Below are 17,289 nucleotides of genomic sequence, written 5' to 3'. Positions count from 1 at the left end.
CTTTTTTTGTTTCATCACAGTGTTACTTTACTTTAGGTACTATTTTTTGATATGCTTTAGTAGCGGGAAATCGGGGAAGAGGTGGAGAAATGGTTGTAATGGATAATTTGGTAACCATTTTATTTATAGTCAATATTTTGTTATCAATCATTATCATTTTCAGAGAAAGGCGGCAGACTGCTCAAACGTGGGCCTGGCTTTTGGTCTTGATGTTCATTCCAATCGTTGGCTTTGTGCTTTACTTTTTCTTTGGTAGAGGGATCTCTAAGGAAAAGATCTTTGATATGCGCTCACAGGCAAAGGTGGGGCTGAATGTTGAATTAGAAGAACAAAAACAAGCGCTCGCTCGTCAGCTGTTTCCGCATCCGCCGACCGCGCAGGTAGAAGTGCAGCAGCTGGTCTACCTGTTGACAGTCTTTGGGCAATCCCTGTATACGACAGCGAATAGTATGACGCTTTATACCGACGGACGGCAGAAATTTGATGCCTTGATCGCGGATATCGAACAGGCAAAAAATCACATTCATATGGAATATTACATTTATCGCAGTGATACATTGGGAAATGAAGTCAAAGAGGCACTGGTGCGCGCGGCGAAGCGGGGCGTAAAAGTAAGAGTCTTATTAGATGCTTGGGGCAGCACCCAAGTATCATTGAAGTTTTTTGATGAGTTGCGTCTACATGGCGGTCAAATTGCCTTCTTCTTTCCTTTATTCGTTCCTTATGTCAATCCGCGAATCAATTATCGAAATCATCGGAAAATCGTGGTGATCGATGGAGAAATTGGCTATACAGGCGGTTTTAATGTGGGAGATGAATATCTAGGGCAAGTGGAAAAATTCGGTTATTGGCGAGACAATCACTTGCGAATTGCCGGTTCAGCTGTCTATTCGCTGCAAAATCGGTTTTTGATGGATTGGAATTCACAACATGCGTTGGAGATCAAATATGATCCTTCCTTGTTTCCTGAAATTAAACAAGTCGGGACAGTTGCAGCCCAAGTCATCACGAGTGGTCCTGATACGGAACATGAAGAAATCAAAATGACCTATCTGAAAATGATCAACTTAGCCAAAAAGGAAATCTTGATCCAAACACCTTATTATATTCCGGATGAAGCCATTCACAATGCCTTGAAGTTGGCACTGCTTTCTGGGGTGAAAGTTCATATACAAATCCCTAACAAACCGGATCATCCCTTGGTATATTGGGCGACCTATTCCTTTGCGGCTGAGCTACTGCATTTTGGGGCAGTCATCGAAACCTATGAGAAAGGGTTTATGCATGCAAAAACGATGATCATTGACAGTGGGCTCGTTTCGATTGGTTCAGCAAATATCGATGTCCGATCGTTTCGTTTAGACTTTGAGGTCAATACGATCATCTACGATGCACAACTCGCGACGCAAACGAAAGAAGCGTTTCTGGCGGATTCGATCGATTCTAAGCACTTAACGATCGAAGCGTATCAGCAAAGAAAGCTGACGATCAAAATCAAAGAAGGCTTGGCACGCCTTGTGTCACCCTTGCTGTAAAAAAAGTGCCCTTTTCCAAAAGATGGAAGCCATCATTTTGGAAAAGGGCACTTTTTTAATAGGATTAACCCATAATACTTGTGTATGCTGCTAAGAAAATCGAGCCAACAGTGAGAATAAGCATGGTCCAGATCACGACTTGCGTGATTTTTGCAAAGGTACTTTTTGGTTTTTTCTCGTTCATTCTAATCCACCTTTTAGAGTTATTCTAGTGACAGTTTACCCTCAAATACACAAGAACTCAAGTTGAACCAAGGAGAAATTAAGAAAATTTCAATTTCAGGATAAAAAAAATCACTAGAATGGCAAGATAGACTTGTTGAAGATACGCCCTTCTGTTTTAATAGGTAAAGAAATGCATTCTTCAAGACTTTCAAAAGTCAGCTGATGAACAAAGAGGCTCCTTAAAAAATTTCATGGCTGTCTTATTCCAGCTCAGATTTTTAAAAGAACTGAAACACGGATGTAAAGAAAATAAAGTATAGTGACACTAGTTGTTAGAAAGGATTTTGCTGTATGTCTGGATTTAATCCAATCGTTTTGTTTTGGTATATCTTTCCTGTGCTCGTCTATTTCGCCTGTCGGTTTATTGTTTCCGCGTTGTCCTTGAATGATCGTTACCACGTGAAGGCACCGGATTTAGCGGTACCATTTTTGATGGTCGGGATTCATCAATTATCAAAGTATACTTTTGATCAAGCAATCACATTGTACTATTTGATCTCCATTTTTTTATTGGGGATTCTGCTGGCAGTCTTTCAAGCGTATTACTATGAGGAGATCCAATATGGTCGCTATTTAAAGATGTATTGGCGTAGTATTTTTCTATTTACGATCATTTTTCATGTCGTTTTGATCATTCTAAATATTGTTAGTTACTTATAGTGTTTTGACTCTTGATAAACGCCCATTTTTTCACTTAAAGTTTTTTTAAAAACTTTAAGTAGTCGGTTTTCCTCTTTTTCCTCATTTGGTAAAGAAAAGTCAAACAACTTCCCTTTCAAATTTCATATAATTTGTGGTAGAAAGTGGGGGATTGTGGTAGACTGTGAATATCAGGTGGAGATCGGGGGTTATTTATCGATGTTTATGGGTGAATTTCAACATTCGATAGATGCAAAAGGCCGACTAATCGTCCCTTCAAAACTACGAGAAAAACTCGGAGAAAAATTTGTTGTGACACGTGGATTAGATGGCTGTTTATTTGGCTACCCCTTATCTGAATGGGAAAAACTTGAAGAAAAACTAAACGAAATGCCTTTAGCGAAAAAGGACGCTCGGACATTTGTCCGCTTCTTTTATTCTGCTGCAACAGAGTGCGAAATCGATAAACAAGGACGAATCAATATCCCTGTTACATTGAGAAATCATGCAGACCTTACCAAAAGCTGTGTGATCATCGGCGTTTCAAACCGAATCGAGATTTGGGATGAAACGCGTTGGCAAGCATTCTCTGAAGAAGCAGAAGAAAACTTTGATGAAATTGCTGAAACAATGATTGATTTTGGCTTATAGGCTTGATAGGAAGAGGAAAAAACACATGGCAGATTTTCAACACTACACCGTTATGCTACAGGAGACCGTTGATGGGTTAAAGATTCGTCCAGAAGGCGTCTATGTCGATTGTACATTAGGTGGAGCCGGTCATAGTGAATATTTATTGTCGCAACTGTCTGAAGAGGGACATCTCTTTGCTTTTGATCAAGACCAAACTGCTATCGATCATGCGAAAGAACGTTTAGCACCATATGTTGCTAAAGGAATGGTTACGTTCATTAAAGGTAATTTCCGCTATTTAAAGGAAGCATTGCATCAACATGGTGTGAGCCGAGTTGATGGGATTTTGTACGATTTAGGTGTTTCCTCACCCCAATTAGATGAAGCCGAACGCGGCTTTAGCTACCACCAAGATGCACCGCTGGATATGCGGATGGATCAAACTGCAGCGTTGACTGCCTATGAAGTAGTCAATCAATTCGACTACCACCAATTAGTCAAAATCTTCTTCCGTTATGGAGAAGAAAAATTCTCGAAACAAATCGCTCGTGAAATCGAGCGGGTGCGACAAGATCATCCAATCGAAACAACGGGTGAGTTGGTCGATATCATCAAAACAGCCATTCCTGCGCCAGCAAGAAGAAAAGGCGGACACCCTGCAAAACGGGTTTTCCAAGCCATTCGCATTGCAGTCAATGATGAGCTAGGTGTGATTGAAGAATCACTTGAACAAGCGATTCATCTTTTAGCAGTCAACGGACGTGTGAGTGTCATCACGTTTCACTCTTTAGAAGATCGCATCGTGAAATCGATGTTCAAGGAATACAGCACACCGAAGGATATGCCGCCAGGTTTGCCGATGATACCAGAAGAATTCCAACCAACACTTAAACTTATAACAAGAAAACCACTTCTTCCAACTGAGGAAGAAGTAGCTGAAAATAATCGTTCTCGCAGTGCGAAACTGCGAATCGCGGAAAAAATCAAGGAAAGCGAAGGGTAACAACTATGGCAGAACTAAAAGTTCATGACTATGAATTCAGAGAACCACTTGAATCACAACCTATGGAACACTCTGAACCGACAACTGAAAAACTGCCTACTGATCCCCAGCGTCCTGAGGTCATCCGCGTACCAGCATCTCCGGCTCGTCGGTTAAAAAGCATTTCTACTCTGGAAAAACTGATCGCTGCCTTTGTGATCATCTCTGTATTGACGTTGGCGATCTTGACCATCAATATTCGAACCAATATCAGTCAAGTCGAACACGATATTTCTTTGATCCAATCGGATATCAATGAAAAAACAACACAAGCAGAACAGTTGGAACAAGAGAAAAATGAACTTTCTAAAACCGAGCGCATCCAAAAGATTGCTGAGGATAATGGATTGTCGATCGATGACGGCAATTTAAGGAAAGTGGACTAAATGAAGTTAACAGATAAATTCAAGCAATACTTAAAAAAGAACAATCAAACTACAACGAACAATCGCAAAAAAGTAGGTATTATTCTCTTTGCTACGAGTATTGGATTGTTCTTTTTGTTTGTCACGCGTTTGAGCTACATCGTCATTGTCGGAGATGTCGCTGGGACTTCCTTAGCTGAAAAAACGAAAAATCTTTATGAAGGCAGTGAAGTCATCAAAGCGAAACGTGGAACGATCTATGACCGCAATGGGATTCCAATTGCTGAAGATGTGACTTCCTATTCAATTTACGCTGTTTTGAACCAAAATTACAAAGATGGCAAAAAGAATCTTTTTGCAGAAAAAGCAAACTTCAACAAATTGGGCAAAATCTTGTCGGATGTATTGTCCATCGACCAAGAAACAGCAGTCAATACATTAGAAGAAGGGCTTGAGCAACAATTATGGCGTGTTTCTTTTGGAAGCAAAGGGAACAATATTACATTAGAACAAAAGAATGCGATTGAAGATGCAATGGAAAAAGAAGGGATTGCTGGCTTTCATTTTGACAGTCATCCAGCTCGTCTTTATCCGAATGGTGTCTTTTCTTCTCACTTTATCGGGTATGCTGTTGCCAATGATGACGATACTGGTCTAGTTGGGAAAACCGGGCTAGAAGCTGCGTACAATGACGTGCTTTCAGGGACCGATGGCGAGATCGTTTATCAAAAAGACAACAATCAAAATCCGTTGCCAGGAACCGTAGCCGAAACTGTTGCAGCGGTGGATGGGAAAGACGTCTATACGACCATCGATAGTCGGATCCAAAGCTACTTGGAAACGCTGATGGACAGTGTCTTTAAAGAAAACAAACCAGAAAACTTAACAGCGAACTTAATGGATGCAAAAACGGGTGAAATCGTGGCGATGGCGCAACGACCAACCTATAATCCAGAAAATTTGGATTCCATCAATGATTGGCAAAACCTATTAGTTGAGGACAACTACGAGCCAGGATCAACCATGAAGATCTTGACGACGGCAGCAGCGATCGATCAAGGGATCTTTAATGAAAACGAAACTTTTACCCCAAGCCCTGATGGAATGAAACTTTATGATGCAACCATCAACGACTGGGACTTCGGTCAAAAAGGAACACTGACGATGCGCCAAGCACTTTCATGGTCGAGTAATATTGGAATGGTGACCTTGGAACAGCGAATGGCAGATCGTTGGCAACAATACTTAAAAGAATTTGGTTTTGGTCGCAGTACCTATTCAGGATTGCCTAACGAAAATACTGGGATCACACCAGAGGATAACCCTGTCAGCCAAGCGATGACGTCATTTGGTCAAGCGATTGGTGTGACGAATTTCCAAATGATGCAGGCCTTTACGTCGGTGGCAAATAACGGAACGATGTTAAAACCACAATTTATTAGTAAAATCGTTGATGGCAATACAGGAGAAGAAACGGTCACACAACCAGAAGAAGTTGGCCATCCCATCACAGCAGAAGCGGCAACAAAAGTACGGGAATATATGCGTGATGTTGTCGAAAGTGAAAATTACGGAAGTGCTTATGGTGTCTATGAACTACCAGGCTACAATATTTCCGCGAAAACGGGGACAGCCCAAGTAGCCGATCCAACGACCGGTAAGTATTTGTTTGGTGGTACCAATTATCTGTATTCTGTTGTTTTGATGTTTCCTTCAGAAGAACCTGAATATATTTTGTATTTGACGATCAAATTGCCAGAGAAGCACGAAAGCACCGTGTTGGGTGAAATTGCCAATCCATTGATGAAACGAGTCATGGATCTAAAAAATTCTGCATTAGAAGATAGTACAACCTCTGGTAGTGAAACGACTGTAGGGGATTATCGTAATCTTGATACAGAATCAGCGGCAACTGACGTTCAAAAAGCTGGGTTGACCCCTGTTGTCATCGGTGATGGCGAGAAGGTCATCGCACAGTCCGTTGACAGCGGCACTTCGATCATGCCTGGCGGACGGGTACTGCTGATTACGGATAGCGACAAGTATTACATGCCTGATACGACCTCCTGGTCCAAAGCAGATTTGATCAAATTTGGCAGTCTGTTGAATGTGGACGTCAGTTTTGAAGGGGACGGCTATTGTACCAAACAGAGCGTGGAGCCTTATACTGAGTTATCGGGACAATCGATCAAGTTTACACTAAGCGAAAACGAATAGAATAATAGGAGAGAACGATATGGAATGGACAGAGATGATATTACCTTTGGCAAGCGGCTTTGCGATCGTAACAGCCGCGATGCCTTTGTTTATCGGCTATTTTCAAATGAAGAAATACGGACAGGAAATACGTGGTGACGGCCCTAAATGGCATAACGTAAAGGCTGGTACACCAACGATGGGTGGGTTTGTATTTTTGATTTCTGCAATGATCACTGCAATTGGGGTAGGGGCATGGCAAAATCAACTGACTGCTTCATTGTTCATTCTTTTGTTCATTACCTTGGTTTATGGTGCATTAGGATTTCTTGACGATTTCATCAAGATTTTCCGCAAAAGAAATATGGGCTTAAACTCGCTGCAAAAATTGATTGGACAAATTTTAGGCGGACTCGTCTTTTACTTTGTTTTTCGAGCGGAAGGCAATGCAGACGTGTTAAATTTCTTTGGGATCGATGTGCCACTGTCGATCTTTTACGGAGTGTTCGTCATCTTTTGGCTGGTCGGTTTTTCAAATGCAGTCAACTTGACCGACGGTATCGATGGTCTGGTCGCAGGACTGGGCACGATTTCTTTTTCAACTTACGCACTGATTGCTTGGCGGCAAGATCAAATTGATGTGTTGATCGTTTGTCTAGCAATCATTGGCGGATTGATCGGCTTCTTTCCGTACAATCGCAAACCGGCTAAAATTTTTATGGGGGATGTCGGTTCGCTGGCTTTAGGCGGTCTGCTGGCAGCAATTTCGATTCTTTTACACCAAGAATGGACCCTCTTGCTTGTCGGACTGGTCTATGTTTGTGAAACAGCAAGCGTGATGCTGCAAGTTGCCTCATTCAAATTAACGGGCAAACGAATCTTCAAGATGTCACCCATCCACCATCATTTTGAAATGAGCGGATGGTCTGAGTGGAAGATCGACACTGTATTTTGGTGTATTGCGTTAGGTTGCTCGTTGCTCACAATAGCCCTTGTATGGTAGGAGATGAAGAAAATGAAAAAAATTAAAACATATCAAAATAAAAAAGTTCTTGTGCTAGGATTAGCGCGTAGTGGATTCAGTGCGGCCAAATTGTTACATGATTTGGGCGCACTTGTGACCGTTAATGACGGCAAGCCATTTGCTGAAAATCCCGAAGCACAAGATCTTTTGGCGTTAGGGGTCAAAGTGATCACTGGCAGCCACCCAATCGAATTATTGGATGAAGGCTTTTCGTTAGTTGTGAAAAATCCAGGAATCCCTTATTCACAGCCACTTGTTCAAAAAGCTTTAGAGAAAAAAATTCCTGTAATCACGGAAGTGGAGCTAGCGTATCAAATCTCTGAGGCACCGATTATCGGCATTACTGGTACGAACGGAAAAACCACCACAACGACCATGATCGCCAATGTCTTAAACGCCGGGATGCAAAAAGGGCAGGCACTGCTTTCTGGGAACATTGGGTTTCCTGCAAGTTCCGTTGCTCAAACGGCCAAGCCTGAAGATCGCTTGGTGATGGAGCTTTCAAGTTTCCAATTGATGGGAATCGATACCTTACGGCCGAAAATCGCCGTGATCACCAATATTTATGAAGCCCATATCGATTACCATGGCAGTCGTCCAGAGTATGTCCTAGCAAAGTGGCGGTTGCAACAGCGAATGACTGCAGATGATTATTTGGTGATCAACTGGAACCAGCCAGAACTAGAAGCACTGTCGGCAAAATCAAAAGCGCAAATCATTCCTTTTTCCACCAAGGAAAAAGTAGCAGGCGCGTACATGCTTGACGGTATCCTCTATTATAAAGAAGAAGTGATCATGGCAGCTGATGAACTGGGCGTGCCAGGAGATCATAATATTGAAAATGCATTAGCAGCGATTGCTGTCGGTAAACTTTGCGATATGCCAAACGAAGCCATTAAGCAAGCGTTACAAACCTTTACAGGCGTGCCCCATCGGACTCAGTATGTCACCACCATCAATCAGGTGAAATTTTTCAATGACTCCAAAGCAACAAACATTCTAGCCACAGAAATGGCATTAGGCGGCTTTGACAATGAGAAACTGATTTTATTGGCAGGTGGTCTGGATCGGGGGAACAGCTTTGATGACTTAGTTCCCGCACTAAAAGGGCTAAAAGCCATCGTGTTGTTTGGTGAAACAAAGGAAAAATTAGCCGCTGCTGCTCAATCAGCAGGGGTAAAAACAATTGAAATGACAGACAATGTTGAAACAGCCGTCCCATTAGCCTTTTCTTTAAGTGCTGCTGGAGATACGATTTTATTGTCACCTGCGAATGCAAGTTGGGATCAATACCCTAATTTTGAAGTTCGCGGCGACAAATTTATGGCGGCAGTAGCAGAACTTAAATAGAAATGAGTGACGGATATGAAAATACTTGTGACTGGCGGCGGTACTGGCGGACATATTTATCCAGCGTTGTCTTTTGTCGATTATGTAAAAGAGATTGACCCGACAGCCGAATTTTTATACATTGGTGCAACAAGGGGCTTGGAAAATAAAATCGTCCCTCCAACAGGTATTCCTTTTAAAACATTAGAAATCCAAGGCTTTAAGCGTAAGTTGTCCTTCGATAATGTAAAAACGATCCAACTTTTCATGAAAAGTTATTACGCAGCCAAAAAAATCATCAAGGAGTTTCAACCGGATGTGGTGATCGGCACCGGCGGCTACGTTTCTGGCGCGGTGGTCTTTGCCGCAGCGAAGTTGAAAATACCTACCATTATTCATGAACAAAATAGTGTTCCTGGAATCACCAATAAGTTTCTAACAAAGTATGTGGATAAAATCGCCATTGCCTTTCACGATGCTTCTCAATACTTTCCAGCGAAGAAAACGGTGCTGGTGGGGAATCCTCGAGGTCAAGAAGTACGGAATAGTCAAAAGTCGACGATTTTGTCTTCTTACGATTTAAATCCGGCGAAAAAAACGGTTTTGGTTTTTGGTGGGAGTCAAGGAGCACTGAAAATCAATCAAGCGATCATTGATGCGCTGCCGCTGTTTGCTCAAAAAGAGTATCAGTTACTTTATGCATCTGGCGAAAGGTATTACAAAGAGATCGAAGAAAAAATCGGCATGTCAAAAGATGCCTTTCCTAATATCAGTATTCGCCCTTACATTGATCAGATGGCGGAAGTGATGGCAAATAGTGATTTGTTGATTGGACGAGCAGGAGCCACATCGATCGCAGAATTCACTGCATTAGGGATTCCAGCGATTTTGATTCCTAGTCCTTATGTGACCAATGACCACCAAACGAAGAACGCCCAAAGTTTAGCCAATGCAGGAGCAGTCAAAATGATTGCCGATCATGAACTAAACAGTCAAAACCTCGTGGAAGCAGTAGACAGTATCATGCAAGATGAAGCCCTTCGTAGTAAGATGGCAAAAGCCTCAAAAGAACAAGGGATCAGCGATGCCTCAGAACGATTATTTCGACTTGTGCAAGAGGTAATCAAATAGTACAATGTGTGGGATAGAAAGGAGCGATTATCATTAGTAAAGACAAAACACCTCATGATGATCAAACCCCCTCGTCAACGGAAGAGTTGACCCCTTGGCAAAAAGAAAATCTAAAGTATTTGCAAGAAAAAGGCAATCAGCCAGCTTGGTCTTCTCCTGCTCCTGAAGAAACAGAAGATACGTTAGAAGACCATGAAGACGAGCAAGAAGAAGCGTTTTTTGAAGCAGATCAAGCGATGGAAGAGTCCGTTGATGAGAAAGAAGCATTGCCAGAGCCAGAAAAAAAGGCCCGCTCCTTTGCTGATCGGCTGCCTAACCTAAAGGCGTACCGCAACCAAGTGTTGATTCGCCGTTTAGCCTTGATTATTGGATTGTTGATGATTCCTTTATTGATTGTTTTGTATTTCGTTTCGCCCCTTAGTCGTTTGGCGAATGTGGTCGTCAAAGGCAATCATGAAGTATCCGCAGAAGCAATTCTCGAAAATTCGGACCTAACCGTCAATGAAGAGATGTGGCCGCAATTTTTCGAACGTAATCAAAGCGTGTCTGCCATCAAAAAAGAATTGCCACGTATAAAAAATGCCTCAATTTCTCTATCTGGTATCAATCGCTTCGATATCACTGTCACTGAATTTCAAGAAGTTGCTTTACTAGCCCAAGATGGTGGCTATGCGCCGGTTTTAGAAAATGGCGTTGTGTTAGATGAAATCAGTGAGCAGCCAGTGGAAGGATTGCCGGTTTTAGAAAATTTTTCGGCTGAAGATAAAATCAAAGCAACACTTAGTGCCTATCAAGAATTAAGTTCAGAAATTCGCGATGGCGTTTCTCAAATCAAATATACCCCCCGTGACAGCAATGATGAGCTGCTGACTCTCTTTATGAATGATGGCAATCAAGTGATCGTTAACATTTCGAATATGGTGAGTCAAATGCAGTATTATCCGCAAATTGCCAAAGATTTGACCGAGGACAGTATTGTGGATATGGAAGTTGGAATCTTTACTTACCCAATTTCAAATACACAAGAAGACGATGCAGACGAAAATCAAACAGCTGATAGTGATTCTTAGGAAAAATTCAAGAGTTTTTTTCATTAACTTGTTTCTAAAAAGCGCCATTATATGGTAGAATTGGTAACAGTGAACAAATTATTCGAATGAACTCTAAAAACGGACTGTGATGGTTCGCTATATATCCAATTTAAGTAGGAGGGAACCCCATCCATGGCAAAAACGGGAATGTATGTTGGCCTTGATATCGGTACGACATCTGTAAAAGTTGTAGTAGCCGAATACGTTGACAGCCAAATGAATATCATTGGTGTAGGTAATGCAAAATCAGAAGGAATCAACCGTGGGATCATTGTAGATATCGATAAAACGGTACAAGCCATTCAAAGAGCAGTAAGACAAGCAGAAGAAAAAGCAGGAATTCAAATTCGCAGTGTAAGTGTTGGTGTACCAGCCAATCTTCTTGAAGTGGAAAATTGTCAAGGAATGATCGCTGTCAATAGTGAATCAAAAGAGATCACCGACGAAGACGTGCGTAATGTTGCCTCCGCAGCACTCGTTCGTTCTACCCCTCCTGAAAGACAGATCATTGCTATTTTACCGCAGGAATTTACCGTTGATGGTTTTGAAGGAATCAAAGATCCTCGTGGCATGATCGGGGTTCGCCTAGAAATGTTTGGTGTTGTATATACAGGACCAAAAACCATCATTCACAACATTCGCAAATGTGTTGAAAAATCTGGTCTGATCGTTAATGAAGTAGTCATTACGCCATTAGCACTAACAGAATCGATTTTATCAGATGGTGAAAAAGATTTTGGCACGATCGTCATCGACATTGGTGGCGGCCAAACAACCACCGCAGCGATGCACGACAAGCAATTGAAATTCACCCATGTGAACCAAGAGGGCGGCGAATTTGTCACAAAAGACATTTCGACGGTTTTAAATACCTCTTTCAACAATGCAGAAGCATTGAAGATCAATTATGGGGATGCGTATCCTGAACGCACTTCAGCCAGCGAAGAATTTCCGGTTGATGTGATCGGGAAATCAGAACCAGTGAAAATCGATGAACGCTATTTATCAGAAATCATTGAAGCCCGTATGGAACAAATCTTCACCAAATCAAAAGAAGTTTTAGACGAAATCGATGGGCTTGATTTACCGGGTGGCGTGATCTTGACTGGTGGCGCTGCAAGTCTTCCTGGTGTCGTAGATCTTGCTCAAGAAGTATTCGAAACAAACGTCAAGCTTTACGTTCCTAATCATATGGGACTTAGAAATCCTGTTTTCACGAATGTGATCAGTATCGTTGACTATTCGGCAAACTTAAGCGAAGTGTATCAGCTTGCCAAAAGTGCAATCACTGGTGAAAAAACAGTGGCGCAACAGCCCGTTGCTATTCAACAACAAGAAGTGCATTACGAACAATATGAAGCGCCAGAAGAAACTTATGAAGAAGCAGAAGAAGAGAAAAAAGGTGAGTCGATCACAAACCGAGTAAAAGATTTCTTCTCAAATATCTTTGAATAATCTAAAACGATTCTCAGGAGGAAGATAAATTATGGAATTTTCAATTGATAATAACATCAATGACGGCGCTGTGATCAAAGTCATCGGAGTCGGTGGCGGTGGCGGCAACGCAGTCAATCGTATGATCGAAGAAAATGTCAAGGGCGTAGAATTTATTGCAGCCAACACTGACGTTCAAGCATTAAAAAACTCAAAAGCAGAAACAGTCATTCAATTAGGCCCTAAATATACCCGCGGACTTGGCGCTGGCTCTCAACCAGAAGTTGGTCAAAAAGCAGCGGAAGAAAGTGAAGATTCTATTCGCGAATCATTAGAAGGCGCAGACATGATTTTCATTACCGCTGGTATGGGTGGCGGAACCGGAACAGGTGCTGCACCGATCGTAGCGAAAATCGCTAAAGAAATCGGCGCGTTGACAGTCGGTGTCGTTACTCGTCCGTTTACATTTGAAGGACCAAAACGTGGCCGTTTTGCGGCTGAAGGCATCGCTAAATTAAAAGAGAATGTCGATACCTTATTGATCATCTCAAACAACCGTTTATTAGAAGTTGTTGACAAGAAAACGCCAATGCTTGAAGCATTCCGTGAAGCAGACAATGTCTTGCGTCAAGGGGTTCAAGGGATCTCAGACTTGATCACTGCACCTGGCTATGTCAACTTAGACTTCGCTGATGTGAAAACAGTAATGGAAAATCAAGGCACAGCCTTGATGGGAATCGGTGTTGCTAGCGGGGAAGAACGTGTGATCGAAGCAACGAAAAAAGCGATCTCTTCACCATTACTAGAAACGTCGATCGATGGCGCAGAACAAGTGCTATTGAACATCACTGGCGGATTGGATATGACTTTATTTGAAGCGCAAGATGCTTCTGATATCGTCGCTCATGCGGCAACAGGCGACGTAAACATTATCTTAGGTACATCAATCAATGAAGACTTAGGCGATGAGATCCGTGTGACAGTCATTGCAACCGGCATTGACCCTTCAAAAAAAGAACGGGGTTCTCGCTCTAGCAGACAAAGCCAAGGTCAAATTCATTCTATCCCTCAAAAACCAACATTAGATATGGATCAAGCACGCCCTGCGCAAGCAGAAGAAAGCAATGGCTTTGGTGATTGGGATATCCGCAAAGAACAAAATGTACGACCTAAAGTAGAAGAAAACACATTTGAAAATGTAGAAAAGAAAGAATTCGATACCTTCAGCCGTGATGAAGTACGTTCGAATGATGACGACGAATTAAGCACACCACCATTTTTCCGTCGTAAACGCTAGGGGGCAGAGCACATGATTTCTGAGAACTTGCACAAGATTCAGCAAGAGATACAGGATTCCTGTGCTCTTGTTTCTAGAAATGCCAGTGAGGTCTGTTTGACAGCTGTGACAAAATCCGTCGATACAGAAACAACAAGAGTCCTTTTAGAAAATGGTGTGCGGGATTGTGCAGAAAATCGAGTAGAAAAACTACTTGAAAAGAAGGCAGCACTAAAGGATTATCCAGATGTCCGTTGGCATTTTATTGGCAATTTGCAACGCAGAAAGGTAAAATCAATTATAAATGAGATTGATTTTTTCCATGCGTTAGATTCAATCAAACTGGCACAAGAAATTCAAAAACGAGCAGAGCATCCGATCAACTGCTTTGTGGAAGTGAATGTTTCGCAGGAAGCAACGAAACAAGGGATTTTTGTTGAAGAGGTAATGGCTTTTATTGAAGCACTCGCTTCGTTCGACAAAATTCGTGTTGTTGGATTGATGACGATGGCCCCGCTCACTGCTTCCAAAGACGAGCAGCATCAGATTTTTAAAGAATTAAAAAGGATTCAACAACAGATCGCTGACCTGCATCTTACACATGCCCCTTGCTTAGAAACGAGTATGGGAATGAGTAATGATTTTCCCATTGCGATTCAAGAAGGTGCAACATTTATTCGTGTAGGAACAGCATTATTTCAATAAAAAAGGAGGTTGACCGATGTCGCTCAAAGAGAAACTGACCAATTTTTTTGGATTGACTGACGAAGAAGATTACTACGAAGAAACATTTGCCACGGAAGAACCGGCACGCACAGCGTCTAAACAAGCTGTGAACCAAGGAGGAGCTTTTACAGCCCCCAGAGCAACCACGAATACGTATGCATCTGGCCAAGCGGCAACACGTACAACAAGTCAACCACAAAATCAAGCCTATCAATACAGACAGCAACCACAAGCTGCTGTCTATCAACAAGCCTCAGCTGCGGCTGAACGGGTAAGACCGGTGACGAAGACGGAAGAAAAAGTCGTTCCGATGGCACAACAAAGAAGCAATACGAGAGTCAAAGAAACAAAAGCAAAAGAAACACCCGCACAAGCAGCTGGTAAAATAACGATCGTAGAGCCACGCGTTTATTCCGAAGCGATGGGGATTGCCAAGCAGGTCATCAATGGAGATGCTGTACTTGTTAATTTTCATTTAATTGAAGAGTACCAAGCTCGTCGAATAGTTGATTTTTTAACAGGAACAGTGTACGCTGAAGATGGTGATATCAAGCGTGTTGGCGATGAAATTTTTCTTTGCACGCCTAAGGGTATGGAAATTGAAGGCACTGCCCAAACATTAGCAGATACCAATTTTTTTGATATCTAAAGTGAGGAGGAACGCCAATTTTATTTTTGAGATTCGTTAAATTACTAAGTGATGCTGTTTATCTGTATACCATTTTATTAGTGATCTATGCACTTTTGTCTTGGTTTCCAGGAGGGTATCAATCCGCTTTTGGCCGTTTCTTAGCAAAAGTGTGTGAACCGTATTTGAGTTTATTTGATCGATTGAAATTAAGTTTTGCTGGTATTGATTTTACGATTGCGTTTGCAATTATCGTCTTACAGCTAGCATCACAAGCATTGATATTGATCTTACAATCAATTTTATTTTAACGTAAGGGGTGGTTATCGGTGAACGCAAATGTCTATCAACATTTTCGAAACGATGAACGCCCTTTTATTGATTCCGCTCAAGGATGGATCGAACAAGTGCAAATGCAGTATGCGCCTTACTTAACTGATTTTTTAGATCCGAGACAAGCGTATATTTTAGAAAGCTTGATTCGTCAATCAACGGATTTAAGCTTCCGCTTTTTTGGTGGTTACGAAGCTGCTGAAAGACGACGTTGTTTGATTTATCCCGATTATTATGAGCCCACCACCGATGAGTTTGACATGACTTTGTTTACGATTCAATACCCGAAAAAATTTACGGTGTTGAGTCATGGAAAAGTTTTAGGCACGTTAATGGGGACTGGAGTCAAGAGGGAATACTTTGGAGACATTCTTTCCGATGGTGAAATATGGCAAGTATTCGTTGCCGCTGAAGTCAGTCATTTTATCCAACTCCAAGTGGATAAAATCGGAAACGTATCGGTGCGCTTGGAAGAAACAAAATACACCGAGTTGATCGTTCCTAAAGATGGCTGGACCGAGGAAAGAGAAACGGTTAGTTCATTGCGTCTTGATACAGTGATCTCTGCCGTATACAACATCTCACGTCAGCGTTCGAAACAGTTGATCGAATCAGGAAAAGTAAAAGTAAACTGGACAGAAGCACTACGACCAGATTTTGTTCTGGATTTACTGGATATCGTTTCAGTAAGAGGATTTGGTCGGATTCAAATACAGGGGTTAGAAGGAACCACGAAAAAAGAAAAAGTTAGATTGTTATTAGGTGTATTACGTAAATAAATCAAAGAGGTGTATAGAATATGGCATTAACTCCATTAGACATTCAAAATAAAAACTTTTCAGTAAAAATGAGAGGATACAACCAAGACGAAGTCGATGACTTTTTGGATATGATCGTCCGCGATTATGAAGAAGCGGTTCAACGCAATCGCGAGTTAGAGAAATCATTGAAACACGCCGAAGAAAAACTAGAGTATTTCAATGAACTGAAAGACGCCTTGAACCAATCCATCATCGTGGCTCAAGATACCGCGGATAAAGTAAAAACAAGCGCAAGCAAAGAATCAGAAGTGATCGTTACGTCTGCCCAAAACCGTGCGGATGAAATGGTTGCTACTGCAGAAAAACATGCCCATGCCTTGATGACCTCAGCGGAAGAAAAAGCTAAAGAGATTTTGACGGATGCAACAGACAATGCCCGTCAATTGGCAACAGAAACAAATGACTTGAAGAAGAAAACCAGAGTCTTCCACAACAACTTATTGGTTATGTTACAAACCCAATTAGAACAAGTGAAGAGCCCTGAGTGGGAAGAAATTTTGGCGCCATTTTCAAGCTACGTGCAAGATTCCCATCAAGTAATCAGAGAAGTTTTATCAAAAGAACTTGACAGTGAAAATGGTTCTGGAGTAAACTCAGAAGCAGTGGACACATTTGATGTGGACGTTGTTGAATCAGATGAAAAAATCGTTGATGTAAGCGAAAGCCCTGAAGTGAAAACATTAGATGATGCGAGAAACTTATTAGACGAATTGAACAAAACAGATAACAACTAAGACACAGAACAGAAAAATTTCTTATAATTTTCAAGCGAGTTTGGGAGAGTGGAAGCCAAATAAAACCCTGTAAGAAATCAGATCATCTGTGAGTTGCGTTCTTTAAAGAGCCGATTATCCAAAGACT

General features: G+C 41.8%; 18 protein-coding genes. 17 read left to right on the top strand and 1 reads right to left on the bottom strand.

What is annotated here, in order from left to right; all coding sequences use genetic code 11:
* The first annotated feature begins 89 nt into the window (after window positions 1–89).
* Window positions 90–1,535, top strand: coding sequence for a cardiolipin synthase (cls, locus tag ECA1_RS14465; RefSeq protein WP_005228785.1), 1,446 nt, complete (start codon window positions 90–92; stop codon window positions 1,533–1,535).
* Between the two features lie 64 nt (window positions 1,536–1,599).
* Here cls and ECA1_RS17310 read toward each other — a convergent pair whose 3' ends face one another.
* Window positions 1,600–1,719: a DUF4044 domain-containing protein gene (locus ECA1_RS17310; protein WP_005237290.1), complete on the bottom strand. Its 120-nt coding sequence runs from the start codon at window positions 1,717–1,719 to the stop codon at window positions 1,600–1,602.
* A 332-nt stretch (window positions 1,720–2,051) separates the two neighbouring features.
* On the opposite strand from ECA1_RS17310, the gene ECA1_RS14460 reads away from it, so the two are divergent.
* From ECA1_RS14460 to ECA1_RS14385, 16 genes are all read left to right on the top strand, one after another.
* On the top strand, window positions 2,052–2,420 hold the full coding sequence (locus tag ECA1_RS14460) for a DUF3397 domain-containing protein (RefSeq protein WP_005228786.1): 369 nt from the start codon (window positions 2,052–2,054) through the stop codon (window positions 2,418–2,420).
* Window positions 2,421–2,618: 198 nt separating this feature from the next.
* A complete protein-coding gene (mraZ, locus tag ECA1_RS14455; protein WP_005228792.1) occupies window positions 2,619–3,050 on the top strand; it encodes a division/cell wall cluster transcriptional repressor MraZ in 432 nt (143 codons plus the stop codon).
* 25 nt (window positions 3,051–3,075) lie between these two features.
* Window positions 3,076–4,035, top strand: coding sequence for a 16S rRNA (cytosine(1402)-N(4))-methyltransferase RsmH (gene rsmH, locus ECA1_RS14450; RefSeq protein WP_060792860.1), 960 nt, complete (start codon window positions 3,076–3,078; stop codon window positions 4,033–4,035).
* Between the two features lie 5 nt (window positions 4,036–4,040).
* The gene (gene ftsL, locus ECA1_RS14445) at window positions 4,041–4,460 is read left to right on the top strand and encodes a cell division protein FtsL (RefSeq protein WP_005228796.1); all 420 of its coding nucleotides are present in this window, start codon (window positions 4,041–4,043) and stop codon (window positions 4,458–4,460) included.
* Window positions 4,461–6,656, top strand: a complete 2,196-nt coding sequence (locus ECA1_RS14440; protein ID WP_060792859.1) for a penicillin-binding transpeptidase domain-containing protein — start codon at window positions 4,461–4,463, stop codon at window positions 6,654–6,656.
* 19 nt (window positions 6,657–6,675) lie between these two features.
* A complete protein-coding gene (mraY, locus tag ECA1_RS14435; protein ID WP_060792858.1) occupies window positions 6,676–7,638 on the top strand; it encodes a phospho-N-acetylmuramoyl-pentapeptide-transferase in 963 nt (320 codons plus the stop codon).
* A gap of 12 nt (window positions 7,639–7,650) precedes the next feature.
* Window positions 7,651–9,009 (top strand): UDP-N-acetylmuramoyl-L-alanine--D-glutamate ligase, encoded by a 1,359-nt coding sequence (gene murD, locus ECA1_RS14430; RefSeq protein ID WP_060792857.1) that lies wholly within the window; start codon window positions 7,651–7,653, stop codon window positions 9,007–9,009.
* 15 nt (window positions 9,010–9,024) lie between these two features.
* Window positions 9,025–10,119 (top strand): undecaprenyldiphospho-muramoylpentapeptide beta-N-acetylglucosaminyltransferase, encoded by a 1,095-nt coding sequence (gene murG / locus ECA1_RS14425; protein ID WP_005237281.1) that lies wholly within the window; start codon window positions 9,025–9,027, stop codon window positions 10,117–10,119.
* Between the two features lie 86 nt (window positions 10,120–10,205).
* A complete protein-coding gene (locus ECA1_RS14420; RefSeq protein WP_060792856.1) occupies window positions 10,206–11,189 on the top strand; it encodes a cell division protein FtsQ/DivIB in 984 nt (327 codons plus the stop codon).
* Window positions 11,190–11,342: 153 nt separating this feature from the next.
* Window positions 11,343–12,665 carry a cell division protein FtsA gene (gene ftsA, locus ECA1_RS14415; protein ID WP_005228814.1) on the top strand — a complete coding sequence of 441 codons (1,323 nt, stop codon included), beginning with the start codon at window positions 11,343–11,345 and terminating at the stop codon, window positions 12,663–12,665.
* A 31-nt stretch (window positions 12,666–12,696) separates the two neighbouring features.
* Window positions 12,697–13,941, top strand: coding sequence for a cell division protein FtsZ (ftsZ, locus tag ECA1_RS14410; RefSeq protein ID WP_005228816.1), 1,245 nt, complete (start codon window positions 12,697–12,699; stop codon window positions 13,939–13,941).
* 12 nt (window positions 13,942–13,953) lie between these two features.
* A complete protein-coding gene (locus tag ECA1_RS14405) occupies window positions 13,954–14,625 on the top strand; it encodes a YggS family pyridoxal phosphate-dependent enzyme (protein ID WP_060792855.1) in 672 nt (223 codons plus the stop codon).
* Window positions 14,626–14,641: 16 nt separating this feature from the next.
* Complete coding sequence (locus tag ECA1_RS14400; RefSeq protein ID WP_010749764.1) at window positions 14,642–15,295, top strand: cell division protein SepF; 654 nt, start codon at window positions 14,642–14,644, stop codon at window positions 15,293–15,295.
* A gap of 26 nt (window positions 15,296–15,321) precedes the next feature.
* Window positions 15,322–15,585, top strand: a complete 264-nt coding sequence (locus ECA1_RS14395; RefSeq protein WP_005228822.1) for a YggT family protein — start codon at window positions 15,322–15,324, stop codon at window positions 15,583–15,585.
* Between the two features lie 18 nt (window positions 15,586–15,603).
* Window positions 15,604–16,386 carry a YlmH family RNA-binding protein gene (locus tag ECA1_RS14390; RefSeq protein WP_010749763.1) on the top strand — a complete coding sequence of 261 codons (783 nt, stop codon included), beginning with the start codon at window positions 15,604–15,606 and terminating at the stop codon, window positions 16,384–16,386.
* A 20-nt stretch (window positions 16,387–16,406) separates the two neighbouring features.
* The gene (locus tag ECA1_RS14385; RefSeq protein ID WP_005228824.1) at window positions 16,407–17,162 is read left to right on the top strand and encodes a DivIVA domain-containing protein; all 756 of its coding nucleotides are present in this window, start codon (window positions 16,407–16,409) and stop codon (window positions 17,160–17,162) included.
* Window positions 17,163–17,289 lie beyond the last annotated feature (127 nt).

This window comes from Enterococcus casseliflavus NBRC 100478 (genome assembly GCF_001544095.1).
Taxonomy (GTDB): Bacteria; Bacillota; Bacilli; order Lactobacillales; family Enterococcaceae; genus Enterococcus_D; species Enterococcus_D casseliflavus.
This window is presented reverse-complemented; position numbering and strand designations above follow the sequence as displayed.